We start from the raw sequence: 24,943 nt of genomic DNA on the forward strand, positions 1-24,943 counted from the left end.
TGATTGGCGGAAGGAGGGGGCTGGCGGTCTGGCTGGTTGATCAACACGTCGTCAGATCCCGGTGGTTACGACTTGACGCGCAATCCCGACCGGGAGGTCCAGCCCTCCTGGTGCAGCCGCTCGAACCCGTCCAGGAGCAATTTGAGGACAAACTCAAACTCGAACTGGTCGTCGCAGCCCTGTCCCACAACCGTAAGACTATCGTGGGCGCTTGCCGCGGCGAGGACAGCAATGTTTGGATAAAACTCGGACATCCTCTGGAGCGTCACATCCTGGATTGCCGGTGGCATCGCAGCCTGATCGACGGACGTGTCATGGTCATCGAACAATTCCTGAGTGAAACCCCACATGCGTCCGCCCAAAGCATGCATGACGTGATGAGTGAGATCGGCGGAGAAGCCACCCGCGAGGAACATGCCAATGAAAGTATCCATATAGGCGAGGACGGCAGGGGTCTTCGTAGTGCGGGATTCAATCACCCGGCGCGCCCACCGGTGCTGCTGCAGTGCGTGCCTGGCCGAGAGTATCCGCAGCCGGACTGCGCTTTTCCAGTCAACACCTGTTGCAGGAGGATCGATCTCGGCGACGATGGTCTCGACCATGCCGTCGAGAAGCTCCTCCTTGTTTGAAACATGCTTGTAGAGTGCCATCGGCACTACGCGGAGCTCCCGCGCGAGCCGGCGCATGCTCAGCGAGTCAACACCGAATTCGTCGGCAAGAGAGACGGCGGCCTGCAGGACACGATCCCTGTTAAGGCGGACACGCTGGTCCAATCCGGGTTCTTCGGTCACTCCCTACAGCCTTCCCGCCATCCACCAAAGAGTTCATTAGCGGGGAGTACAGCGTTCACCTTGCTCCCTATTGCCTACGATATACGCCGCACGTCACCACCATCAAGGAGTGACAGTCACCCGCCGAAAAACACCGTCCTCCTACGGGTGAGTTGATGCGCCAATTCGTGAACCGTATTGGGCTCCACTTCTGTGGAGAGCAGCGTCCCTGGATCCGCCGCATTCCTCCCTGATGCTCCGGAAATGACCTCGACGATCTTCTTGACAGGAGTACAGCGTACGCCTTAGCGTGGTTCCCACCTAGTGTACGCCGTACACCCTTATTCAAGGGAATCCTCATGGACCTGTCCAGACCAACCGCCGTCACCGCCGGGGTGTTCTTCCTGCTCACTGAAGTGGGCGCCATGGTAGGAGCCGCCCTCTACAGTCCGATCCTGAATGACACCGGCTACATCACCGGCGCCGGGGTGGACAACAGGATTCTCCTGGGCGGCCTCTTCGAACTTCTCCTGGTGATCGCCGCCGTCGGCACCGCAGTGACGCTCTATCCGATCGTGAAGCGCCAGAACGAGGGGCTCGCTCTGGCCTTCGTCGCAGCCCGACTGCTGGAGGCGGTAGTCATTCTCGTCGGAACCCTCAGCCTGTTGTCGATCGTCACGCTACGTCGGCAGTTCGCCGAAGACGCAGGCGCTGGCCCGGAGGTACTCTCCACCATCGGCTCCTCGCTGGTGGCCCTGCGCGAGTGGACCTACCTGTTCGGACCGAACTTCGCACTCGGCGCCGCCTCGCTGTTGCTGGCCGTTCTGATGTACTCATCACGGCTGGTACCGCGCCCGATCGCCGCCCTCGGGCTGGCCGGCGGGTTCCTGATCTCCCTCTCCGCAGTCGCGGTGATGTTGGGCGCCTATGAACAGTTTTCCACCCTGGGCCTGATCGTCGCACTGCCCGTGTTCGCCTGGGAGCTGAGTCTGGCTCTGTGGCTCATCGTCAAGGGCTTCCGCCCGGTGCGCATCCTCACCAACACTGCCTCCGGTCCCGTCCCAGCCACGGCCGCCCGGTGAGAGCTGCGGCACTCCGGCGCTTCGGGCCGCCGGAGGTTGTCGGGGTCACCGAGGAACCAGCACCCTATCCCACCCGGAACGAGGCCCTCGTGAAAGTTCACGCGAGCACCGTCAGCACGGCCGATTACCGAGCGCGCACCCGCGACGTGCCCGCCGGCCGCGGGATCCTCGCACGCCTCGCACTCGGCTTCTTTAGGCCGCGTCAGCCCATCCTGGGAATGGATGTCGCTGGCGTCATCGAGGCGGTAGGCGCTGGCGTCAGACACTTCACACCCGGTGAGGAGGTGACCGCGATGCTCGGGTCCTGGTTCGGCGGTCACGCCGAGTACGTGTGCGTACCGGAGGACGGCACCATTACGGCCAAGCCGCGCAACCTCGGCTTCGAAGAGGCCGCCACACTCGTTTTCGGCGGCACCACGGCCCGCGGCTTCCTGAACCAGGTACCGATCAGTCCAGGCGACTCGGTGCTCGTAAACGGCACCTCCGGGTCTGTCGGAACGGCTGCCGTGCAACTGGCGAAGCACTCGGGCGCGAGGATCACAGCCGTGTGCAGCGGCGCCAACGCGACGCTCGTTCGATCACTCGGGGCTGACCGCGTTATCGACTACACACGCCATGACTTCACCGCCGAGGGAATCAAGTACGACGTCGTCGTCGACTGCGCAGGCACCGCATGCTTTGAGAGGGCCGAGGGTTCGCTGAAGCCTGGCGGGGCGCTGCTGCTAGTCACCTCCAGCCTCAAAGGCATGATGCTCGCGTCCGTCCGGAGCCGCAGGAGCGGAAAGCTGATCACCGCGAGCGCAGCGTTCACAGCGGATAGCCTGGCCTTCGTCGTCCACCTTGCGGAGACCGGTCGGTACCGGCCCGTCATTGACCGCACCTACGACCTGGCCGACGCCGTCGAAGCACCCCCATGAAGTCCTGGGATTTCGCACCGCGCGACGGGGTGACTACCGGGTGCTGTTCACCCTCGATGTCGAAAAACACATCTTGTACGTTCACCGCATCGAACACCGGTCCAGCATTTACAGACCCCGTTAGTCTTTATCGCCGGCCGGGTCTCGAGCAGCCGGCCTCGCCAGGTGGCCAGTTCGCCAAAACGGGATCCGCGCGGGCAGCTGATTCACAGAACCGCTGCGTCTCGACGCCATCGAATGCAATGTCACGAGGCTTGAAGGTGCTACATCGAACGGCCACGTAGCGCGCCATTTTGGAACCCCATACGATGTAGACACATACAGCCGCGGGTAGTTGGCCAGCCCATTCGGATAGACCCGTATCGGGAAAAGGGCTCTAAGTATGCGGGTGCTGTTGATCCTGTCGTTGGTCGGCTGGGCCATTTGGTTTGTCGCAGCCGGTTTGACCTCGAACATCGATCTCATTGACATCGCACTGTTCATCGGCGGCTTCTCAGGCGTGACCTGGAACGTACTAACCACTACTTTGCAGTTGGCAACCGACCGGGTCAGCCGTGGTGCTCGCGCTGTGCGCCTCGGTTAGTGCTGAGCAATCTCGGCAGAGACTTGGTGTAAAAGCCTGTCGGGACGGTGCACGAATATTAGAAGGCTACTGCTGTGGTCCCCCCATTATAGGAAGCGAAACCCCTGGCTACCTTCGAAGGGTTGCCACACGCCCACGCAACAGCGAACGCAACGTTAACCAGCCATGCAACCTGAATGCAACCTTCGTGCAACCCGCCTCACGGTACGTTCGCCATGGGCCCCGTCACCGACGACAGGGCTGTTCGGAATTGGAAGGGAAGCTCATGCCTGGAAACAAAGCCGTTGCCTACAAAGGACCCGGGAAAGTGGAGGTCATCGACATCGACTATCCCACCTTCGAGCTCAAAGATGGACCTGGAGTCAACCCGGCCAATATTGGTCGTCAGGTTCACCACGGGGTCATCCTCAAGACTGTGACAACAAATATTTGCGGCTCCGACCAGCACATGGTTCGCGGGCGTACCACTGCCCCCTCCGATCTGGTTCTCGGCCACGAAATCACCGGCGAAGTGGTCGAGGTAGGCCGCGACGTGGAGTTCATCAAGAAAGGCGACATTTGTTCGGTGCCCTTCAACATCGCCTGCGGGCGGTGCCGAAACTGTAAGGAACGCAAGACGGGCATCTGCTTGAACGTCAACCCCGACCGCCCAGGCAGCGCCTACGGGTATGTCGACATGGGTGGCTGGGTGGGAGGCCAGGCCGAGTACGTGCTGGTTCCCTACGCTGACTGGAATCTGCTCAAGTTCCCGGACCGGGATCAGGCACTGGAGAAGATCCTGGATCTGACCATGCTCTCGGATATCTTCCCCACCGGATTCCACGGTGCGGTGACCGCTGGCGTGGGCGTGGGCTCGACCGTGTATGTGGCGGGCGCAGGGCCGGTTGGTCTTGCCGCGGCAGTGTCAGCGCAACTACTCGGTGCTGCAGTCGTCATCGTTGCCGACCTCAACGAGGAGCGGCTGGCTCAGGCCCGCAGCTTCGGCTGCGAGACGGTCGACGTGTCGAAGGGTGATCCGAAGGACCAGATTGCCCAACTACTCGGCGTGCCGGAAGTGGACTGTGGAGTCGATGCTGTGGGATTTGAGGCACGCGGTCACGGTGCCGATGCGTCCCACGAAGCACCGGCCACCGTGCTGAACTCGCTGATGAGCATCACCGCCGCCGGCGGCGCCCTGGGCATTCCGGGACTGTACGTCACGGGTGATCCGGGAGCGGTGGACGACGCCGCAAAGGTTGGTTCGCTGTCCCTTAGCCTCGGAACGGGCTGGGCTAAGTCCCTGTCCTTCACCACGGGACAGTGTCCGGTAATGAAATATAACCGCGGTCTGATGATGGCGATTCTGCATGACAAGGTGCAGATTGCCAAGGCCGTCAACGCTAAGGCAATCAGCCTGACAGACGCCCCGCGCGGCTATCAGGAGTTCGACGCCGGCGCTGCCACCAAGTACGTGCTCGACCCCCACGGGTACGTCGCCGCGTAGCATCGCGTCACTGGGACCGCGGGCACCGGCGTCGGTGCCCGCGGTCCCAGCCTTGGGGGTAACGGGGGTAACGGGCGAGGGATCGATTCAGGTGAAAAGCTGTTCGCCCAGGAATGGTGAAAGAGCATCCTTCTGTTCCTCAGTCAGACGGAGCAGGCCCCCCGAGTTTGTGTTGACGAAAGCGAGAATCGTTTCGGCCTTCACACACGCTGCCTCGGTGAGGGGATCACGGATCCGGTAGGCGAGGGTAAAACTTGCCGGTAACAGAGCGCTCACCCACACGTCGATGCGCACCGGAATATTTCGGTAGTCGAGGGTATCGACGAACCGGACCCGATGCTCGACCACCAGGGCCTGGACGCCCGGAGCTATCGAGGAGAACACCGCTACTGGAGGCTGCTCGCCATCGGCTCCCGTCCCGCCGGGCGGCCCGAAGGCGTGGATTCGGGCTTCCTCAAGTAGCCGTAAGACCTGTACATTGTTGATGTGCCCATAGGCGTCCATATCAGACCACCGCATCGGCACCCAGCAGGTTAGCGTCTGGCCAGCCAAATCCATCCCTTTTCCACACTTTCGTCAAGCATCAACATGTCTCGATTTGGCAACGATTAGAATCTGTTCTACCGTAGACAATAACCCGTTCAGGGAAACACTCCACCACTACCTCTTCTGAGATCGTGGTGGAATATGCCCGGTGCTGCCAATCCACCCGACGTTGCTCGTCCGGTAGCCACCACAGACATGACCACTAAACAGTCGAGGCGAGCAGCGGCGCGAAAATGTCCGGGGACGGAACTAGCGTTGGTGGCCTTTCGGAGCATCTGACCCATGAAGAACCAAAAATTCAGTACTACCGCCCGCCGCGGTGTTGCCGTCGTCGCTCTCGCAGGCCTTGGCCTCGGAGCATCCGCTGGTGTGGCTAATGCAGCCCCCGGCAGCACCTGGGACTCCCTCGCACAGTGTGAAAGCGGCGGAAACTGGGGCATCAACACCGGAAACGGCTTCTCCGGAGGACTGCAGTTCACCCCTTCAACCTGGGCCGCTTTCGGCGGACAAGGCGCTCCTCAGGACGCCAGCCGCGAACAGCAGATTGCCGTAGCAGAGAACGTTCTGCAGGGGCAGGGCTGGGGCGCATGGCCAGCATGCTCGTCCAAGCTCGGCCTGAGCGGTGGGGCCAACCCATCAGCAGAGCCAATGCAGCAGGCACCCGTCGCACAGGCACCCGTGCAGGCTCAGGCTGAGCAGATTCAGCCTCAGGTCCAGCAGGCACCCGTCGCCCAGGCACCCGTAGCTCAGGCTCCAGCTGCCCCCGTTGCTCAGGCTCCAGCAGCACCAGCAGCCCCCGCTCCAGCTGTCGAAGCCCCAGTCGCTGCACCCGCACTCAGCGGCGACACCTACACCATCCAGTCCGGCGACACCCTCGCTACCATCGCCAAGAAGCTGGGCGTTGCTGGCGGCTGGCAGGCACTGTACGAAGCTAACGCTGACACGGTCATTCACGCTGACCTCATCTTCACCGGTGACGTTCTGCAGCTCCCGGCCTCATAGGCTCCCGCTGTAGTTAGCTGAACCACCAGTTAACTGAACCAACAAACGACGGCAGTCGTCCGGTTGATCCCGGGCGGCTGCCGTCGTTTGTTGGTTCAATGCCACTTGCGTGTCGCGCGAGCACCTGCCCTGTCTACGCCAGCCCTGCCTTGCGGAGTGCCTCGGTCATTGCCGAATTCGCTGGGGGCGCTGGCGTCCGTCCGGCGTGTTTGCCTGCAGCGGGCTGGCCCTTTGCAGGCCCCTCTCCCATGTGTTTCCCGCTCAGGGGTTTCCCGGTTGCGGGCTCCCCGGCAGTAGGTTTCCCAGCAGTAAGCTTCCCGGTTGCGGGCTTCCCCCCGCGGGCTCGGTCCGGGCGCGCAGTGTCAGCACGCCCGGCCGGAGAGCTCGGGAGTTCGTCGTCGAGCCGCAGGGTTAATGAAATCCGTTTGCGTTCAGGGTCCACTTCAAGCACCTTAACCTTGACCACCTGGCCCGACTTCACCACCTCGTGTGGGTCACTGACGAAGCGGTTCGACATGGCCGAAATATGGACCAACCCGTCCTGATGGACGCCGACGTCGACGAACGCACCAAAGGCTGCGACATTGGTTACCACGCCGTCGAGCGTCATCCCCGGCACCAGATCGGAAATCTTCTCCACTCCCTCCGAGAAGGAAGCGGTCACAAACTCGGGCCGGGGATCGCGCCCTGGCTTCTCCAGCTCGGCGACGATGTCTTTGATGGTTGGCAGCCCGAAGGTATCGTTGACGAAGGCCGTCAGGTCCAGCTCGCGGAGCGACGTGCCGTCCGCGCTGAGGATCCGTCGGGCCACCCCGTAGGCCTCCGGATGGACGCTTGAGGCGTCAAGAGGCTCGGTGCCGCCCGATACCCGCAGGAACCCGGCGCACTGCTCGAAGGCTTTGGCCCCAAGGCGTGACACCTTCAGGAGGTCGGCCCGGCGGGCAAAACGCCCGTGGGTGTTGCGGTGGGCCACAATATTCTCGCTCAGCAGCGGGCCGACGCCGGCCACCCGGCTCAGGAGGGAAGGCGAAGCAGTGTTCACATCCACTCCGACGGCGTTGACGCAGTCCTCGATCACCGCGTTCAGGGAGCGCTCAAGGTTGGCGGCTGTCACGTCGTGCTGGTACTGACCCACCCCGATTGACTTGGGGTCGATCTTGACCAATTCGGCCAGCGGATCCTGCAGACGACGCGCGATCGACACCGCACCCCGCAGGGACACATCGAGGTCGGGCAGTTCGGCGGATGCCAGGGCTGATGCCGAATACACCGATGCGCCGGCCTCGGAGACCACCAGTTTCTGAAGCTTCCGTTCCGGCAGCGCCTTGATCAATTCGGTGGAGAGCTTGTCCGTCTCCCGCGATGCGGTGCCGTTACCGATGGCAATAAGTTCGACGTCGTAGTCGGCGACAAGTTTCGCGAGGGCAGCCAGCGCGGCGTCCCACTTCTTCACTGGAGCATGCGGGTAAACGGTCTGCGTGGCAACAGCCTTGCCTGTGCCGTCCACCACCGCCACCTTGACGCCGGTGCGGAGCCCGGGGTCAAGCCCGAGAGTGGTTCGGCCTCCCGCGGGCGCGGCGAGCAGCACGTCCCGGAGGTTGGCGGCGAAGACCCGTACTGCCTCGGTCTCCGCGGCAGCGAATAGGCGAACCCGCAGGTCGAGCGAGAGTTTGGCGAGAATCCGGCGCCAACCCTGCTGCACCGTCTGAGTGAGCCAAGCGTCGGCTGGCCGGCCGGTAGAAGTGATTCCGAGCACCGCTGCCACCGAACTTTCATACTTGGTCCGCGCCCGGGCGAATTCCGCAGCGTCCGTCGGATCCGCCTCGGCGATGGACAACTCAAGCATCCCCTCTTTCTCGCCGCGGAACAGGGCGAGGACACGGTGGGATGGCATGGCAGATGGCGCCTGCGCGAACTGGAAGTAGTCGGCGAACTTTTGCCCCTCGGTCTCCTTGCCGGCGCGAACCTTGGACCTCACGAGGCCCTGCTTCCAGAGCCTTTCCCGTGCCGAGGTCAGCAGGTCGGCGTTCTGGCCCGCGCGCTCCACCAGGATGGATCGTGCCCCCGCGAGCGCACCCTCAGCATCCGGCACCACACCGGTGACGTAGCGGCCCGCCTCCGTGGTCGGATCCAACGAAGGATTTGCTATTAGCGCGTCGGCGAGCGACTCCAGACCGGACTCCCGGGCGATCTGCGCCTTGGTGCGCCGTTTGGTCTTGAAGGGGAGATAGATGTCTTCCAGCCGGGACTTGGTATCAGCGGCAGCGATGGCGGCACGCAGCAGATCGGTGAGCTTCCCCTGCGCCTCGATCGACTCAAGGACTGCCCGACGACGATCCTGCAACTCGCGCAAGTAGCCTAACCGCTCATCGAGGGAGCGTAGTTGAGCGTCGTCGAGGGACCCCGTGGCCTCCTTGCGGTACCGGGCCACGAAGGGGACAGTCGATCCTGCGTCGAGCAGGTCCACAGTGGCTTTCACCTGCCAGGCGTGGACTCCCAGTTCATTGGCGAGAAGATCGAATATAACGGCGTCTGAGGTTAGAGATAACACGTAAATCATTGTCGCCTACCGCGGGTGGAAGCTTCCAGCCGCAGCACACGCGCGGGTGTCTACCCGCCGAAGGGCTCCACCCTCTGGCGTCCGGATTACGCGCAGGAGTCACTGTCGATGGTGATCGAGAGTGGGTGCTGGCCCGTGAAGGACCCATCTGCAGTGGAGTAGTCGATTTCGACGAACTCGGAAGTGCCCCTTTCGGCATCCTCTTCGAGGGAGACCGAGACCACCACGTTGAGGTATTCGAGAGTGGAAATTTCGTAGCCGACCGCCGGAACCGGCTCGGTGAAGAAGACATTTTCGGGCATGTCACTCTCAGCGGCCATCTTGTCAGCGCCATGGGCACCGGAATGCTCATCTCCGCCGCCCATGACGGTTCCGTCGGCCATGCCATGGGTGCCGTGACCACCACGATTGGCGGGAGTCACCTCGGCGGAGTCCAAGGTGACACCCGATGGGGAGCCGAGGCTGACGTCGTCGATAGTGAACGACTCGAGCGTCTCGTTGTGGATCAGCACCGTGTACTCCTGGTATCCCAGCGCCGGTTCAACCGAACAGAGTTTGGCGCCATTAGCACCCAACTGCAAAGGATCATCCCCCAGGGACGCAGGAACCACACCAGCGGCGGGAGCCTCGGCAACGTTCGCACCCTGGCTTGGCTGCGGCGCACTGTTCACGTTAAGGGGGTTGTTCTCCACCCCACCGCAGCCGGAGATCAGTCCTGCGGTGATCACTGAAATGCCTAGGATCGTAGCGGTTCTGGTCAGCATGGTTCCTCTTGCTCTGGGGGCTCATTGGGTTAGGCCGCGGCGTAATCCCGGGCCGCGCTTACCTGTCATTCGTACCTGGCGGGCCGAGGGTTTGGTGACCCAGCCAATATCGCGCGTGGCAAGCGCCTCTCACTGCATCTGTTCAACCGCGCCCGGCCGCGGTTGAACACTGGGTCAACCGTAACCGGCTGAGCTACGCTATTGCTATGACTGAGCCTGCGTTTGTGCATGAGACTGAGATTGCCACCTCCCCGTTGCGCCTGTGGGAAGCCCTGACCGACGGCGACGTAACGCGACGCTACTGGTTTGGGCGGCGGCTGGAATCCAGTTGGGTTCCCGGATCCCCAGTCCGCTTCTACGATGGAAGCTCCGAGGAAGTCACCCACCACGGCGTGGTACTGGAAGCTGATGAGCCCACCCGCCTGTCGTATACGTTCAGCGAAGTGCCCGACGGCGAGGACGGGCTGACCGATCCGCGGGAGGACGCCGCCAGCAGGGTCACCGTCGACCTCGAAAAGATCAGCGGCGGCGGAATGCTTTTCCGTCTGGTGCACGACCGGCTCGCAGCACCATCCGACGTTGAGAAGGTCAGCGCCGAGTGGTCTCCGATCCTCACTAATCTGCAGGCCCTCCTCGAGAACGACAACGCCCAGTATCCGGCTCCGGGTAACAGCTAATCCTGTTCACCGGCTCAGTAGATCGCATTGTCTTAACGGGCTCACTCCCCTAAGAATGAACTATGACAGTAATCATGAGGTCCCTCGAAACCGCCGTTCCCGAGACCGTCATGGTGCAGTCCGATGTGAGGGACGTCTTCGCCGCCCAACCCGGCCTGAGCCGGCTGGGGACACGCCTGGTCGGTGCTGCGTTTGATTCGTCAGGGATTGAGACCCGGTATACGGCAGTGAAGGAGATGACCCTCGACGCGCCGTCGGAGAATCCCGTGTTTTTTGATTCGGCGGAACGACGCATCCTGTCACCCAGCACCAAGGTCCGCAACGAGGTTTACGCGGAAGAGGGCACCAAACTGTTCGTCGAGGCGGCCAGTAAGGCGCTCGCCGCCGCCGAGGGGATCGGGCCCCTGGACATTACCCATGTGATTACCGTTTCCTGCACCGGTTTCTTCAATCCCGGGCCGGACTACAAAGTGGTCCGCGCTCTTGGGCTGAGCCCCGCAGCGCAGCGCTACCACCTCGGCTTCATGGGCTGCTACGCCGCGTTTCCTGCCCTGCGAGCCGCCAAATCCTTCTGCGAGGCCGAGCCTGACGCCGTCGTGCTGGTAGTGGCCGCCGAGTTGTGCTCACTTCACGTCAGGTCGTCCAACAATCCGGACACCATTGTGGGGTCGTCGTTGTTCGCCGACGGAGCGGCCGCAGCCGTCATCAGCGCCAGGGAATACACCGCTACGGCTCCGGCCCTGAGCCTCGACTTCTTCGAGACGGTCCTGACGCCGGTCGGCGAGGAGTCCATGGCGTGGAACATCGGCGATGAAGGATTCGAGATGGTGCTCGGAACCTACGTGCCGCACATCATCGACGAGCACATTGTGGGGGCGCTGGAGCCTCTCCTGGCCCGCGACGCGTCCCTGGCGGAGAAGCAGTACAAGGACATTGAACACTGGGCGATCCACCCGGGCGGGCGCAGCATCCTGGACAAGGTAGAGGCCAAGCTGGATCTGAAAGAAGACCAGTTGGTGCCCGCCCGGGAGACGCTGCGCGACTACGGCAACATGAGCAGCGCCACGGTGATGTTCGTGTTGAAGCACATTCTCGATCAGCCGTTCACGGGGCAGGATGAGCGAATTTGCTCGATGGCGTTCGGCCCAGGCCTGACCGTCGAAACCGCGTTGTTCACCAAGGTGGGTCCCTGAGTGCAGTTCCTCGCTCACCGCGAGAATGGTTTCCTCGCGCACCGGGACGCTGACGCGGTTGAGGAAATGGACAAACCGGATTGCGATCCGGTGCTGCTGGACCGGACGTACGCCCAGTTCGGTTTGATCAATGCCGCGGTTGCCGGCTGGCGGCGCACCTGGTCCACGCAGATCCGTCCTCAGCTATCGGCGTCGCGGCCCTCTACCCTGCTCGACATCGGATCGGGCGGCGGCGACATGCCGCGCGCCTTCGCACGATGGGCGGCGCGTGACGGCCTGCCGCTGTCTATCCTCGCCATTGACCCTGATGAGCGAGCCCACACTTTCGCCACCTCGCAACCACCTGTGCCGGGACTCACCTTCCGGCGGGCGTTCAGCGCAGAGCTGGTGACCGAGGGCCAGCGGTTCGACGTCGTCACCTCCAACCACCTGCTACACCACCTGACGCCAGGACAGCTTGGAGGGCTCCTGTCCGACTCCGAGCAGCTATGCCAAGGTATCGCTGTGCACAACGACATTGAACGCAGCCGACTGGGCTACCTGCTGTTCTCCCTGGGAACCCTCGCGCTCCGCCGCTCGCTGATCCGCCAGGACGGTCTGACGTCGATCAAGCGCAGTTTCACGGCGGCCGAACTCGCTGCGGCCGTACCGCCAAACTGGGAAATTACCGCGCGGTTCCCGTCCCACACCCTACTGATCCACCGGGCGTCCCATGCATGATGTGATCCTGGTCGGCGGCGGACCAGTGGGCCTGTTCGCCGCGATCCTGCTGCGGCAGGCGGGACTCGATGTGCTGGTGCTGGAGCAGCGGACGTCCCGCAGCATCCAATCGCGGGCCATCGGTATCCATCCGCCCGCGCTGCAGGCGCTGGCCCAGGCCGGCATCGCGGAGAACCTGATTACCCGCGGGGTGTCCATCCATCAGGGCGTGGCCCGCAGCGCTGGGCAAGAAGTGACGCGGTTGTCCTTCGCCGGGCTGCCGCGCAACTACCCGTTTGTCCTCGCCATACCCCAGATCCAGACCGAGCAGGTACTGGAAACCCGGCTCGCGGCCGTCGCGCCCGGCGCCTTCCGCCGGGGAGTGTCGGTGACTGGCGTACATGACGCTAGCGGGTCGATGCTGGTGACAACGTCGACCGGGGACGTGTTGCAGGCGCAGCTGGTGATTGGGGCCGACGGCGGCAAGAGCACCGTCCGCACTAGCGTCGGCGTGTCTGCGTCGCTGCAACGGTACCCGGACACCTATCTGATGGGCGACTTCGCCGACGCGTCAACGGACCGGTCGTCCGCGGTGCTGTATCTGGAGTCGGACGGGATTGTCGAGTCCTTCCCGCTGCCCGACGGGGTGCGACGCTGGGTGGTGCGGACGCCGTCGTTAGTCCGCTCGCCCACGCCGCACGCCCTGGCAGAATTAATCCGCGCGCGGACCGGTGTTGACGTGGACGTTGCCAGCACCTCAATGCTGAGTGCGTTCGATGTGCAGCGGCGGCTGGCACAACGCTTCGTGGCAGGCCGGACGGTGTTGATCGGCGACGCAGCCCACCAGGTCAGCCCGATCGGCGGGCAAGGGATGAACCTGGGATGGCTGGATGCCACCGAGCTGGTGCCGATCATCAGTGCGTCGCTGGTTGACGGGCGAGACATCGGCCGGGAACTGGCGGCGTTCGACACGCGCCGTCGTCGGGCTGCTGCGACGGCTGCACGCCAGGCGCACCTCAACATGGCGTTGGGGCGTCCCCTGCCCCGGCAGGTATTGTCCGCGCGGAACGCCGTGTTCAAACGGGTCAATGCGGTACCAGCCGTACACGACGCCATCGCCCGCACCTTCACGATGCAGTAGCCCACCGTCTCTTCTGCCAACCCACCGAGCAGACCCTTTCCGGTGAGTAGACCCTTTCCGCCCTTTTCCCGCCGAATGGTGAGATCCGGTGGGCTAGCGGCCGTTTGTCGCGCCAGACCTCCCACCTAGGCGGTGGGACCCGGTCCGGCTTTCACTGGGCCGTGCACTAGAGCTGCGCCGGGTCACGGGGCATCGGAGGCGAGCCGTTCCGAAGGGCTTCACCCTAGAACGGTGGTGGGGTTTCTGGTCGCGGTTTTGGTGGTGGTGTGGGTGGTGGGTTGGGTTTGGTGGTGTAGGTTTCCCCGGCGGGGGAGATCGCGATGATCGTCCCGGGTTCGGGTTGGGTGTAGTGCCAGAAACCCTCCGTTTTGAACATATGGTGACGTTTACAGAGCGCTGCCAGATTTGAGTAACTGGTCGTCCCGCCCCTAGCCCAGGGGATCGTGTGGTCGAGTTCGCAGAACACCGCCAACCGGTTACACCCCGGATGCCGGCAGGTCCCGTCTCTGACTCTCACAGCATCTTGGAGGTCTTTGGGGACCCGGTACGTGGTCGCATCAGCCCCGAGCCTGGCCCCCGTATACGGGTGGGTGAGGATCCTCGTAAACGACGGCGCGTGCCCAGCGAGCCTCCGGGCAGTGTCCGGGTCGATTGGCCCGTACCCTTCCAACTCACCCGGGCACATCCCCACCCATGAGGGTCAACACCGGGACCGTCACGAAAACCTTCGCCTGCACACCCCAAAACTGGTTGCCCTCCCCGGACTGGTTGCCCTCGCCGGGTGCTTCGGCCTGTGATCGGGCAAAGGAATCACCGGTAGCCCTCTCAGGGTGAGTCTCACCAACGGATCCCGGGCCGGCGCCGGTGAGGGCGTCGATGAGGACGTCAGCCCTGAGTTGGGTGAGCGTGCGGGGTTCGTCGGGGCCCTGCATGTTCCGGGCAGCAGTGTCCACCCGGTGGTAGATTCCCGCGGCATCCTCGACGGGCAAATACGCTGCGAGCCAGGCCATCCCGTCATAGGCCGGGTTGAGGAGGACTCCGCGTTCCCTGACCGCTTTCTGGTGCCGGGTGCTAATCGATTCGGGGTGCAGCGCCTCGCGTAACCGTCCGGCCTGACGGCAGAACTTCGTCACCGTGGTCCGGCCCGCCAGCGTGATAAGTCTGCTCTCGGAGTCGGCGGCAAACTCGTCGGTCGCGGTGCGGGGCATACTGCTGGTCTCCTCGGCGACCGCCCACGCATGCCGGCGCGAGAGCCTGCCGAAGAGACTAAAGGTGAGTCGGGGCGAAGAGACGCAGCAGGGTCTCGACGACGACGACGTTGGGCCCCTCCGCCGCGAAACTGTCCTCCAAGGCCTGCCGCACATCACCCGGCGCCACCTTGACCGCCGGCACGCCAAACGCTTCTGCGAGCTTCACGAAGTCGGGGCGGGTCAGCTCGGTGGCGGTAGCCTTCCCGAACGCGCCCTCCATGTATTCGCGCAGGATCCCGTAACCACCGTCGTCGACAATCAGCCAGGTGACCGGCAGGTTGTGCTGATTCGCGGTCGCCAGCTCGGCGATGGAGTACATCGACGAACCGTCGCCGGACACTGCGAGCACGCGTTCTCCCAGCCCGACGGCGCCGCCAATCGCCCCGGGGAATCCGTAACCGAGGCCGCCGGCACCCTGGGCGGAATGGAACTGGCCGTCCTTGGCGTCCCAGCAGCTCCAAGCCCAATACGCGGCGATCGTCATGTCCCAGAAGGTCTGCAACCCGGCGGGTGCAGCTGCCCGGATGTCAGCCATGAACGTGCGTTCCTTGCCCAGATCCTGCGAATCCAGGCGGCCCTGCACCTTGGCGAGGGTCTCAGCGACCAGCGCTACGGCGTCGTACCCGCCGGTGCGATCGCGGGCCAGCACGGGTAGCGCGTCGTCCAGAGCCGCGAGGGCCTGACCGGCGTCGGCGCGGATGCCCAGGGCAGGTCGGTTGGACTCGAGCACACGAGGTTCGGCGTCGATCTGGATGATCCGCCCACGCGGTTCCAGCGTGAAGTAGTTGCTGGTCACCTCGCCGAGGGATGACCCGATCACCAGGACCACGTCGGCGTCCTCAAGGACCTCGGTGACATAGCGGTCCTCTACCCACGCCTGCAGTGAGAGCTCATGGTTCCAGGGGAAGGCCCCGTTACCGCCCGGTGAGCAGAGCACCGGCGCGCCGAGCTTCTCGGCAATCGACAGCAACCACGATTCGGCATGGCCGCGACGGGTGCCGCCGCCCGCGACGATGGCGGGCCGCCTGGACTCAGTCAGCCATTTCACGGCCTCGCGGACCAGCTCCACCCGGGGCGGGTTGTCGAACGGGTCGGCGAGCGCATCCTCCACCTGCGGCACCATCACCGGATCGAGCAGCACATTCTGTGGCACCTCGATCCAGACCGGACCCTGCGGGGACGACACGGCCTCAGTCCACGCGTCCTGGATCGCAGACGGAATACCCGAGGCGTGCTGGATGAGCCGCTGACTCTTGGTGACGTTGGCCGCCGAGGCCTTCTGGTCATCGAGCTGGTGCAGCATGCCCTTGCGGCGGGCGCCGAGGCCCTCCAGCGGAATCTGGCTGGCAATCACCACCATTGGCACTCCGGTGGCGTAGGCCTCCTGCAGTCCGGCGAGCGCCGTCAGCGCGCCGGGCCCGGTGGACAGGAACAGCACACCGACCTGCCCGGTGGCGCGGGAGAACCCGTCTGCGGCAAACGCCGAGTTGTTCTCCACCCGCGAGGACACAAAGCGCAGATCCGAACGGGACAGTGCATCGAACAATCCCAACGCGTGCTGCCCGGGAATCCCGAAGACCGTCGTCGCCCCGAGGGCGCTGAGCGTCTCGACGACGAGATCCCCGCCATTACGCTCTCCGGTCAGGGGCTGTGGAGGTGCTGTTGCGACACTGTCACTGGTAACCATTTAGCGTTCCTCCGCAGGGGTGCTGGTAGTTGCCTGGTCGGCCAGCAGACTGACCAGGTCGTAGGCGACGTGCGATGCGGCAACGCCGGTGATCTCCGCATGATCATACGCGGGGGCCACCTCGACGACGTCGGCCCCGATGAGGTTCATGCCGCGCATCCCGCGAAGAATTTCCAGAAGCTCCCGGCTGGTGATGCCGCCGGCTTCAGGGGTTCCCGTTCCGGGCGCGTGGGCCGGGTCGAGAACGTCGATGTCGATGGAGATGTACAGCGGGCGGTTGCCGATCCTGTCCCTGAGCTTGGCGATCACCTCGTCGACGCCCTGCCTGAACACATCGGAGGAGGTGACGATGCCGAAGCCAAAACGCCGGTCATCCTCAAGGTCCTTCACACCGTACAGCGGCCCGCGGGTACCCACGTGGGAGATCGCCTCAGTGTCGAGGATGCCCTCCTCCACCGCGCGGCGGAAGGGGGTGCCGTGCGTGTACTCGGCCCCGAAATAGGTGTCCCAGGTGTCGAGGTGCGCGTCGAAGTGCACCATCGCCACCGGTGCGCCGGCCCGTTCGGACGCCACGCGGAGCAGCGGCAGCGCAATGGTGTGGTCTCCGCCGAGCGTAACCAGCTTGGCGCCGTCGGCCGTCAGATCCAGCGCATTCTGCTGGATGGTTTCAATCGCTTCATTGATGTTGAAGGGATTGACGGCCATGTCACCGGCGTCGGCCACCTGCACCCGCTCGAACGGGGAGATGTCCAGGGCCGGGTTGTAGGGGCGGAGCAGGCGTGAGGACTCGCGGACGTGGTTCGCCCCGAACCGGGCGCCGGGTCGGTAGGACACACCCGAATCAAAGGGGACACCGACGACGGCGATATCCGCGCGGTCCACCTCATCGAGCCGCGGCAATCGGGCAAACGTCGCGGCGCCGGCGTAGCGTGGGATCCGTGAGGAGTCGATGGGGCCAACGTTTCCATTGGCCGTGACGCGCGGCTGTTCCATGGGTACCTCCGGGTTGGGGCAGCGGCTGCCCATACAGATCGGTCGAGAGTAAACACAGAAGTTGCCATATAAGCATCAACTGTTTTGTGTAAGGCTAATTGTGATGTCCGTCTCGGTCAACACCGGCCGCAGACGAATCCACAAGGAAGCGGCCGAAACTGCTCCGTAAAGGATCCATAAATACCGCCGATTCCGTCCTCAGCAGGGCCTACAGTCAAGGCGTGACGACAACTCTGCGCAACATCAAAGCCTCCCGCCGGGCCCGGCGGCTCGGCCATTGGCTGCTGGACGACGAGAACCAACGGAAGCCGAAGCGGTCGAACAGCACCGCCACCCATTCGTGGTGGAAGGTGATGTGCCTGACCGGCGTCGACTACTTCTCCACACTTGGCTACCAGCCGGCCATCGCCGCCGTCGCAGCGGGCGTGCTGTCCCCCATCGCGACGATTGTCCTGGTCCTGGTCACTCTCCTCGGCGCGCTTCCGGTGTATAAGCGTGTGGCCGAGGAAAGCCCCAATGGCGAAGGCTCAATCGCTATGCTGGAGCGCCTGCTTCCCCGCTGGAGTGGCAAGATGCTGGTGCTTGTGCTCCTGGGCTTCGCTGCCACCAGCTTCCTGATCACCATGACGCTCTCCGCGGCCGATGCCAGCGCCCACTTGATCGAAAACCCATTTGCCCCCGGCTGGATGCACGGCCAGGAGGTCATCATCACCCTGGTCTTCCTGGCTCTGCTCTCGGTGGTGTTCCTCCGTGGGTTCCGTGAAGCAGTGGGTATCGCCGTCGCACTGGTCGCCGTCTTCCTGGCACTGAATCTGGTGGTGATTGTGGTGGCTCTCGGGCAGGTAGCCCTCCAGTCGCCGCTGGTCGAGGACTGGTGGACGGCCCTGAATACCCAGCATGGCGACCCCATGATGATGGTAGTCGTGGCACTGCTGGTTTTTCCCCGCCTGGCGCTGGGCCTGTCCGGGTTCGAGACCGGCGTCGTTGTCATGCCCTTGATCAAGGGAAACCCGGGCGGTGAGCAAGAAGACCTGGCAGGCCGCATCGCCGGCGCCAAGAAGCTGTTGACCTCCGCCGCGCTGATCATGAGCGGGTTCCTCATCACGTCAAGCATTGCGACCACCATCCTGATTCCGGCCGAGGAATTCCAGGAGGGCGGCGAAGCCAACGGCCGGGCGCTGGCCTATCTGGCGCACAAATACCTGGGCGACGGCTTTGGGACCGCGTACGACATCAGCACGATCGCCATCCTCTGGTTCGCCGGCGCCTCAGCGATGACCGGGCTCCTTAACCTGGTCCCCCGCTACCTCCCGCGATACGGGATGGCCCCCAATTGGTCCAGGGCTGTCCGCCCCCTGGTCATCGTCTTCACCGCCGTCGCCTTCCTGGTCACGATCGCGTTCAAGGCCGACGTCGAGGCCCAGGGCGGCGCATACGCCACCGGCGTGCTGGTGCTCATCACCTCGGCATCGGTGGCGGTCACCCTTTCTGCGCGGCGCCGCAGCCAAACCCTCGCCACCCTGGGCTTCGGCCTCGTCACCGTGGTCCTGTCGCTGACCACCATCATTAACATGGTGGAGCGGCCCGACGGCGTCCGGATCGCCGGTCTGTTCATCCTGGGCATCGTGGTGGTCTCGCTTGCGTCGCGTTTTAGCCGCGCGTTTGAACTGCGAACCACCGGGATCCGGCTCGACGACGAAGCGCTCCGATTCGTCGCCTCGACCGACGACGGCGACATCCTCCTGATCGCGCACGAGCCGCAGCGTCTCACGGCGGGTGCCTACCGCCGCAAACTCGAACACGCCTGCACGGTCAGCCATTTGACCCCCGCCGATAATCCGCTGTTCATTGAGGTGATTGTTGACGACTCGTCAGAGTTCGAGACCGCCCTGCAGGTGCACGGCGTGACCCGGCATGGCTATCGGATCCTCGAGGTCCACAGTTCGAACGTGCCCGCCACCATCGCCGCGGTGATGCTGCACATTCGTGACATCACCGGGCTGATGCCGCACGTCTACTTCCGCTGGACCGAGGGGCATCCGCTGACCAATCTGTTCAAGTTCCTCATCACGGGCGAGGGAGAGATTGCCCCGGTGACCCGGGAGGTCCTCCGGGAAGCGGAGCGCGATGTGACCCGCAGGCCCTGGGTGCACGTCGGCTGACAGCGGGCCCCTTGCCGGAAGCGGAGATCATCCGCCCGAGGCGGCAGGAACCAGAGTCCAGAGCACAATCGCCTGCTCATTGGTGGGGTTGACCCAGGTGTGCGGCTCGCGGCCGGGGAACGTCACGGTGTCTCCAGCCTCCAACTCGTAACGGTCATTCGAGAAGATCAGGACAAATTTGCCCGCCACCACATGGAGTGTTTCGACTTCGCAGTCCACCGAGTAGAGCTCCGACTCGCCGCGCCCATTGGGTTCGATCACCGCGCGAATCATTTGCAGCCGGCGCTCCGAGCGGGCGGTCATCAGGCGCTCGTTGATCCCCTCGCCCCCGAGGCTGATGCGCGGCGCCTCGCCGAGTCGGGTGAGGTGGGTTTCCGGCACCTGGAACAAATCGCCAATCGATACTGACAACACCTGGCACAGCGTGACCAGGGACGCGACCGACGGCGACGTCAGATCCCGCTCAACCCGGCTAAGGAATCCCTTGGTCAGGGACGTTGCAGCGGCGACCTGCTCAATGGTCATCCGCTGGGATTGGCGGGCAGCACGGATGCGTGACCCGATGGCCACCGGGGCGTTACTAGGTTCTACAGGTAAGGCCTTCACTGGCGTCCCGTCTCTCTGACCAGGGCTCTCCCCCGGGCGAACATCGACTCTGAGCATACCGAGGATTTCCCAGTAGACCTTCTGCCCGCCTACTTGACGTGTTAGGAAGATCACAACTAGCCTATAGCGAAACATAAGTTTCCTATAGGTTACTTTCCATTTATCGTCCACTCATTCAGGAGCACCATGGAATTCATCAATATAACGATTGTGGTGATCTACCTCGTGGGCATGCTGGCCTTCGGCTGGTGGGGCAAATCCCGCACCAAGAACACCAGCGACTATCTCGTCGCCGGCCGACGCCTCGGACCACTTCTTTATACCGGCACCATGGCGGCAGTCGTGCTCGGCGGCGCGTCCACCGTCGGCGGCGTCGGCCTCGGCTACACCTACGGCATCTCCGGCATGTGGCTGGTGGTCGCCATCGGCGTCGGCGTGCTGCTGCTCAGCCTCCTGTTTGCGCCCACCCTACAGAAACTGAAGATCTACACGGTGTCCCAGATGCTCACCCTGCGGTACGGGGCCGAAGCCACCAAGGCGTCGGGCATCGTCATGCTGGCCTATACCCTGATGCTCTGCGCCACCTCGACCGGCGCCTACGCCACCATCTTCGTGGTGCTGTTCGGCTGGGACCGCGCGGCGTCCATCGCCGTCGGCGGGGCGATCGTCCTGATCTACTCGACCATCGGCGGCATGTGGTCCATCACCCTCGCCGACATGGCTCAGTTCATCATCAAAACCATCGGCGTGTTTGCGCTGATGCTTCCCTTCGCCCTGATCAACGCTGGCGGTTTCGACGGCATCTCCGAGCGCGCGGGAGACGAGTTCTTCAGCATCACCGGCATCGGGCTCCAAAGCATCATCACCTACTTCGTGGTCTACACCCTGGGCCTGCTCATTGGGCAGGACATCTGGCAGCGCGTATTCACAGCGAAGACGCCGACGGTAGCCCGGTGGGGCGGCGTCACAGCCGGCGTGTACTGCATCCTCTACGGTGTGGCGGGAGCGGTCATCGGCATGTCGGCCAGCGTCATCCTGCCCAACATCGAGTCCCAGGACGACGTCTACGCCGACATTGCCATCAACGTCCTGCCCATCGGTATTGGCGGACTGGTCCTCGCCGCCGCCGTGGCCGCCATGATGTCCACCGCCTCAGGATCGCTGATCGCCGCCGCCACCGTGGCGCGCGCCGACGTCGTCCCCTTCGTGAGTAGCTGGTTCGGCCGCAGCGGGCAGACCACCATCGACACCTCCACCGAAGAGGCCGCCGATAATCCCGAGCACGATGTGGCAGCCAACCGCCGGTGGGTGCTGGGTCTGGGCCTGGTGACGATCGCGCTAGCCGTCGTGGTGCAGGATGTGGTCGCAGCGCTGACCATCGCCTACGCCATCCTGGTCGGCGGACTCCTGATCGCCATCCTGGGCGGCCTGGTCTGGAAGCGGGCCACCGGCGTTGCCGCAGCTGCGTCGATGGCTGCCGGCACCGTCTTCACGCTGGGCACCATGATCTACCTTGAGGTCAATGCCGAGAACCAGTACGAGGGCATCTACGCGAACGAGCCGATCTATTACGGTCTGGGCGCCTCGGCGTTTGTTTTCATTGTCGTCTCCCTGATCACCAAGCGGACCGATCCGGCGGTCATGGCTGCCTGGGAGCGTCGGGTAGCCGGTGCGCATGACGACGACGCCCAGGTGCCCGGCGTCGCCGCCACGCGCTAGCCCCCGCACCCAGGCACCCCCGCACCCCCGCACCCCGGCACCCCGGCACCGAAAGTTAATCTAACGGCCGGGCGCCGAGGCAGAAAGCTTCCTGCCGGGCCTGCTGCTGCGACCGCGGCCGACGGCGTCGGCCTTGGTCTCACGCTCGGCACGCGCAATATCGTCCAGGGAAATCGGACCATCCTCTTCACCGGTCCAGGACTTGATGGCGCTCCAGGTGACCGCAGCGAGGGGAACCGACAGGATGGCTCCGACGATGCCGGCGAGGATGGTGCCAGCAGTCAGGGCAATCAGGATGACCAGCGCGTGGACGCTCAGGGACCTGCCCATGACTACAGGCTGCAGGAAGTTTCCTTCGAGCTGGTTCACCGCGATGACGACGACGACGACGATCAGCGCCGTCGTCGGCCCGTTGGCCACAAGGGCGACGAGCGCCGCGAGGATGCCAGCGGCCGTTGCGCCCACCAGGGGAATAAACGCACCAATGAAGACAATCGCCGCCAGCGGCAGCGCCAGCGGAACGCCGAGGACAAACAGGGCCAGGCCGATGAAGAACGAATCAACGAGAGCCACGATTGCCGTGCCGCGCACATAGCCGCCCAGCACTTCTAGTCCGTGCGTGCCGACCCGGCGGGCCTTGACCAGGCGCTCGCCCTTGAACGCCCGGAGGGCGAAGGCGAAGATCCGATCGCCGTCTTTCAGGAAGAAGAACAGGATCACTACCATGAGGGCGGCGCCAGTCAGGAACTCGCCGGCTGCGGTCAGGCCTGACACGGCACCGGCACCCACCGTACTGCTGGTCGCGAACTCAGTCAGCGCGGTCTGCGCTTCCTGAATCTGCTGCTCATCGATCGGCAGAGGGCCGTTGCGGATCAACTCGTAGAGCTGATCGAATCCGGCGGTCGCGCTTTCCACCAGTTCGCTCGCCTGGTTACGAACGGCTAACACGATGCCAGTGATCAGTCCGCCCAGAACGCCTAGAAGGACCAGGAAAGAGAACGCCGTGGCGAGCGAACTGGGCCACCCTTTGCGCCGCAGCCAGTTGACCAGCGGACCAATCGCAGCTGCGAGGATTAGGGCTATCAGCAGCGGAATGACCACCAGCCGGATCTGGATCAAGCCGAAGACCAGCACCACTGCCAGGACCAGCAGCAGCAAGACCTGCGCGGCTCTGGTACTGCTGCGGCCCAGAGAGTCCTTCCACGGGCTCAGCGCCGCGGCCCGGGCAGCATCAGAGCGGGCCTTATCCTCCTGGCGTGCCTCTTCGCGCGCGGCCATCTCATTGGTGTGCTTGGGTTTCCTAAACACAGTCCCTGTCTCCTTGCTTGGCTGATGTCACTGGCTGACAGCCCAATTAAATGCTTGTCACTCGTTCGCATCTCTACTGATCAATTGGTTTCGAACCTGGCGCCGCAGCACCTTGCCAATGAGTGACCTCGGCAGTTCGTCTACTTCAACAATACGGCGCGGTATTTTGTAGGCCGCCAGCGAGCCCCGGCAATACGCCTTCAGGGTGTCACCGCTGAACGGGTGTCCGTCGCGCACGACGACGGCGGCCACCACCTCCTCGCCTCCCCCGGCCTGCGGCATTCCAACCACCGCGACGTCGGCCACACTGTCATGACTCAGCAGAGCTTCCTCCACCTCGGTGGGGGCGACATTGAAGCCTCCGGTCACAATAAGCTCCTTGATCCGGTCCACGATGGTAACGAACCAATCGGCGTCGACCCGGACAATGTCTCCGGTCTTAAACCAGCCGTCGGCGCTCAGGACGGCTCGCGTGTCCTCATCATTTCGCCAGTACCCCTTGAACACCTGGGGCCCGCGGATCAGCAGTTCACCGGCGTCGCCCGGCTCTCGATCTATTGTCGAATCCTCCGGATCGACCACGCGGATTTCAGTATTCGGGAACGGCACCCCCACGGTCCCGGGCTTGCGGCTGGGACCAATGGGGTTCCCGAGGGAGATCGGCGACGTTTCGGTCAGCCCGTACCCCTCCACCAGATAGCCGCCGGTCACCGATTCCCACAACTCGATCGTTGCAGGCGGCAGGTTCATCGCACCGGAAATTGCGAAGCGAACGCTCTTCAGGCTGACACCGCGCTCCACAGCGCGCTTCGCCAGACGCTCATAGATCGGCGGGACCGCGGGCAGGAACGTGGGCGGATGGGTCTTCGCCGCGTCCAGCACCAGGTCTTCATCGAACTTTGGGAAGAGCACCAGGCGGGCCCCGATACTCATGGCGAACGTCAGGCAGAGGGTCAGCCCGTAGGCATGGAACATCGGCAGGACAGCGTAGATAACCTCTTTGCCATCGTCAAGGCCCGGCACCCAGGCCCGCCCCTGAGCCGCGTTGACCAGCAGATTCCGATGCGTGAGGATTGCTCCCTTTGGGTGCCCGGTGGTGCCGCTGGTGTATTGCAGGGCGGCGACGTCGGTGGCTACCGGGCCGGGGTGGGTGGCCGCCAACCGCTTGTTCCCCACCAGGGAGTCCCAGGAGGTGACGCTCCTGCTGCCGGACAGCTTGGAGCGGGTAGTCAGCGCACCCCGGGCCGTCCGTGCTTTCCGGACGGGAAGCCGCAGGGCGGCCCGTTTGGAGAACGGCATTGCCCGGGTCAGGTCGACCGTCACAAGGGCGGTGACCGGGACGTCGGCCGGGAGGTCCTGCACCCGCTGCGCGGCCTTGTCCCAGACGATCGCCAGCCGCGCCCCGTGGTCCTCGAACTGGTGCCTCAACTCGCGGTCGGTGTAGAGGGGGTTGTGTTCGACCACAATTGCTCCCAACCGCAGGACCGCATAGAAGGCCACTACGTGCTGCGGGCAGTTGGGCAGTACCAGGGCCACCCGGTCGCCCGCCACCACACCGAGCCGGCGCAGCCCCTCGGCGGCCCGCTGGATCGCCTCATCGAGCTGGCGGTACGTGGTCTCCGCGCCGAAGAACTCGAGGGCAGTCTTCTGGCCGTACAGCTGCGCAGATTCCTCGACGAGGTTGACAAGGGAACCATCCGGGACGGCGACGGCGGCGGGGACTCCCGGTCCGTAGTTACGCACCCAGGGGGCAGTGGTTTCAAAAGTCATCAGTCTACTTTCTGTCTAAGCCTGTTGAACT

The 24,943-nt window shown here is 64.0% G+C and carries 23 protein-coding genes and 1 pseudogene; 12 read left to right on the top strand and 12 right to left on the bottom strand.

Annotated elements, in window-relative coordinates; genetic code table 11:
* Nucleotides 1-65: 65 nt before the first annotated feature.
* The gene (locus tag ACX80G_RS01615) at nucleotides 66-791 is read right to left on the bottom strand and encodes a TetR/AcrR family transcriptional regulator (RefSeq protein WP_459305225.1); all 726 of its coding nucleotides are present in this window, start codon (nucleotides 789-791) and stop codon (nucleotides 66-68) included.
* A gap of 338 nt (nucleotides 792-1,129) precedes the next feature.
* Between ACX80G_RS01615 and ACX80G_RS01620 the strand changes: the two genes are divergently transcribed.
* The 5 genes from ACX80G_RS01620 to fdhA all read left to right on the top strand — a co-directional run bounded on the left by ACX80G_RS01620 (nucleotide 1,130) and on the right by fdhA (nucleotide 4,835).
* The gene (locus tag ACX80G_RS01620; protein WP_459305226.1) at nucleotides 1,130-1,852 is read left to right on the top strand and encodes a DUF4386 domain-containing protein; all 723 of its coding nucleotides are present in this window, start codon (nucleotides 1,130-1,132) and stop codon (nucleotides 1,850-1,852) included.
* Nucleotides 1,849-2,769: an NAD(P)-dependent alcohol dehydrogenase gene (locus ACX80G_RS01625; protein ID WP_459305227.1), complete on the top strand. Its 921-nt coding sequence runs from the start codon at nucleotides 1,849-1,851 to the stop codon at nucleotides 2,767-2,769. The genes ACX80G_RS01620 and ACX80G_RS01625 overlap by 4 nt, the downstream gene beginning before the upstream one ends.
* Before the next feature lie 40 nt (nucleotides 2,770-2,809).
* A complete protein-coding gene (locus ACX80G_RS01630) occupies nucleotides 2,810-2,893 on the top strand; it encodes a hypothetical protein (protein WP_459305347.1) in 84 nt (27 codons plus the stop codon).
* Between the two features lie 258 nt (nucleotides 2,894-3,151).
* Nucleotides 3,152-3,352, top strand: coding sequence for a hypothetical protein (locus tag ACX80G_RS01635; RefSeq protein WP_459305228.1), 201 nt, complete (start codon nucleotides 3,152-3,154; stop codon nucleotides 3,350-3,352).
* A gap of 265 nt (nucleotides 3,353-3,617) precedes the next feature.
* Entirely contained in the window at nucleotides 3,618-4,835 is a 1,218-nt protein-coding gene (gene fdhA, locus ACX80G_RS01640; protein WP_459305229.1) for a formaldehyde dehydrogenase, glutathione-independent, read from the top strand.
* 87 nt (nucleotides 4,836-4,922) lie between these two features.
* Here the strand turns inward: fdhA and ACX80G_RS01645 are convergent, their stop codons facing one another.
* Nucleotides 4,923-5,393, bottom strand: coding sequence for an acyl-CoA thioesterase (locus ACX80G_RS01645; RefSeq protein WP_459305230.1), 471 nt, complete (start codon nucleotides 5,391-5,393; stop codon nucleotides 4,923-4,925).
* Nucleotides 5,394-5,663: 270 nt separating this feature from the next.
* Between ACX80G_RS01645 and ACX80G_RS01650 the strand changes: the two genes are divergently transcribed.
* On the top strand, nucleotides 5,664-6,383 hold the full coding sequence (locus tag ACX80G_RS01650) for a transglycosylase family protein (RefSeq protein WP_459305231.1): 720 nt from the start codon (nucleotides 5,664-5,666) through the stop codon (nucleotides 6,381-6,383).
* Between the two features lie 133 nt (nucleotides 6,384-6,516).
* Here ACX80G_RS01650 and ACX80G_RS01655 read toward each other — a convergent pair whose 3' ends face one another.
* Both ACX80G_RS01655 and ACX80G_RS01660 read right to left on the bottom strand, forming a co-directional pair.
* Nucleotides 6,517-8,943, bottom strand: coding sequence for a Tex family protein (locus tag ACX80G_RS01655; RefSeq protein WP_459305232.1), 2,427 nt, complete (start codon nucleotides 8,941-8,943; stop codon nucleotides 6,517-6,519).
* Nucleotides 8,944-9,029: 86 nt separating this feature from the next.
* Nucleotides 9,030-9,707, bottom strand: coding sequence for a hypothetical protein (locus ACX80G_RS01660; RefSeq protein WP_459305233.1), 678 nt, complete (start codon nucleotides 9,705-9,707; stop codon nucleotides 9,030-9,032).
* A 206-nt stretch (nucleotides 9,708-9,913) separates the two neighbouring features.
* On the opposite strand from ACX80G_RS01660, the gene ACX80G_RS01665 reads away from it, so the two are divergent.
* The 4 genes from ACX80G_RS01665 (at nucleotide 9,914) to ACX80G_RS01680 (ending at nucleotide 13,417) form a co-directional block, all read left to right on the top strand.
* Nucleotides 9,914-10,384: an SRPBCC domain-containing protein gene (locus ACX80G_RS01665; protein WP_459305234.1), complete on the top strand. Its 471-nt coding sequence runs from the start codon at nucleotides 9,914-9,916 to the stop codon at nucleotides 10,382-10,384.
* Nucleotides 10,385-10,446: 62 nt separating this feature from the next.
* Nucleotides 10,447-11,577, top strand: coding sequence for a type III polyketide synthase (locus ACX80G_RS01670; protein WP_459305235.1), 1,131 nt, complete (start codon nucleotides 10,447-10,449; stop codon nucleotides 11,575-11,577).
* The gene (locus ACX80G_RS01675) at nucleotides 11,578-12,297 is read left to right on the top strand and encodes a class I SAM-dependent methyltransferase (RefSeq protein WP_459305236.1); all 720 of its coding nucleotides are present in this window, start codon (nucleotides 11,578-11,580) and stop codon (nucleotides 12,295-12,297) included. It abuts the gene before it with no gap.
* Nucleotides 12,290-13,417, top strand: a complete 1,128-nt coding sequence (locus tag ACX80G_RS01680) for an FAD-dependent oxidoreductase (protein WP_459305237.1) — start codon at nucleotides 12,290-12,292, stop codon at nucleotides 13,415-13,417. The genes ACX80G_RS01675 and ACX80G_RS01680 overlap by 8 nt, the downstream gene beginning before the upstream one ends.
* A gap of 223 nt (nucleotides 13,418-13,640) precedes the next feature.
* Here the strand turns inward: ACX80G_RS01680 and ACX80G_RS01685 are convergent, their stop codons facing one another.
* From ACX80G_RS01685 to speB, 5 genes and pseudogenes are all read right to left on the bottom strand, one after another.
* Nucleotides 13,641-13,793, bottom strand: a complete 153-nt coding sequence (locus ACX80G_RS01685) for a hypothetical protein (protein WP_459305356.1) — start codon at nucleotides 13,791-13,793, stop codon at nucleotides 13,641-13,643.
* A gap of 51 nt (nucleotides 13,794-13,844) precedes the next feature.
* Nucleotides 13,845-14,102, bottom strand: a pseudogene (locus ACX80G_RS01690) (HNH endonuclease signature motif containing protein); the annotation flags it as partial.
* Nucleotides 14,089-14,625, bottom strand: coding sequence for a DUF222 domain-containing protein (locus ACX80G_RS01695; RefSeq protein ID WP_459305238.1), 537 nt, complete (start codon nucleotides 14,623-14,625; stop codon nucleotides 14,089-14,091). The pseudogene ACX80G_RS01690 and the gene ACX80G_RS01695, both read right to left, overlap by 14 nt.
* Nucleotides 14,626-14,683: 58 nt before the next feature.
* Entirely contained in the window at nucleotides 14,684-16,354 is a 1,671-nt protein-coding gene (locus ACX80G_RS01700; RefSeq protein WP_459305239.1) for a thiamine pyrophosphate-binding protein, read from the bottom strand.
* Nucleotides 16,355-17,347, bottom strand: coding sequence for an agmatinase (gene speB / locus ACX80G_RS01705; RefSeq protein WP_459305240.1), 993 nt, complete (start codon nucleotides 17,345-17,347; stop codon nucleotides 16,355-16,357).
* Nucleotides 17,348-17,700: 353 nt separating this feature from the next.
* Here speB and ACX80G_RS01710 point away from each other — a divergent pair, with 353 nt between their 5' ends.
* Entirely contained in the window at nucleotides 17,701-19,509 is a 1,809-nt protein-coding gene (locus tag ACX80G_RS01710) for an APC family permease (protein ID WP_459305348.1), read from the top strand.
* Nucleotides 19,510-19,536: 27 nt separating this feature from the next.
* Here ACX80G_RS01710 and ACX80G_RS01715 read toward each other — a convergent pair whose 3' ends face one another.
* Nucleotides 19,537-20,115 (bottom strand): helix-turn-helix domain-containing protein, encoded by a 579-nt coding sequence (locus tag ACX80G_RS01715; protein ID WP_459305349.1) that lies wholly within the window; start codon nucleotides 20,113-20,115, stop codon nucleotides 19,537-19,539.
* A gap of 186 nt (nucleotides 20,116-20,301) precedes the next feature.
* Between ACX80G_RS01715 and ACX80G_RS01720 the strand changes: the two genes are divergently transcribed.
* Nucleotides 20,302-21,834 (top strand): sodium:solute symporter family protein, encoded by a 1,533-nt coding sequence (locus tag ACX80G_RS01720; protein ID WP_459305241.1) that lies wholly within the window; start codon nucleotides 20,302-20,304, stop codon nucleotides 21,832-21,834.
* A 60-nt stretch (nucleotides 21,835-21,894) separates the two neighbouring features.
* Here ACX80G_RS01720 and ACX80G_RS01725 read toward each other — a convergent pair whose 3' ends face one another.
* A complete protein-coding gene (locus ACX80G_RS01725) occupies nucleotides 21,895-23,112 on the bottom strand; it encodes an AI-2E family transporter (protein WP_459305350.1) in 1,218 nt (405 codons plus the stop codon).
* 87 nt (nucleotides 23,113-23,199) lie between these two features.
* Nucleotides 23,200-24,912 (bottom strand): long-chain-fatty-acid--CoA ligase, encoded by a 1,713-nt coding sequence (locus ACX80G_RS01730; protein ID WP_459305242.1) that lies wholly within the window; start codon nucleotides 24,910-24,912, stop codon nucleotides 23,200-23,202.
* Nucleotides 24,913-24,943 lie beyond the last annotated feature (31 nt).

This window comes from Arthrobacter glycogeni (genome assembly GCF_054510815.1).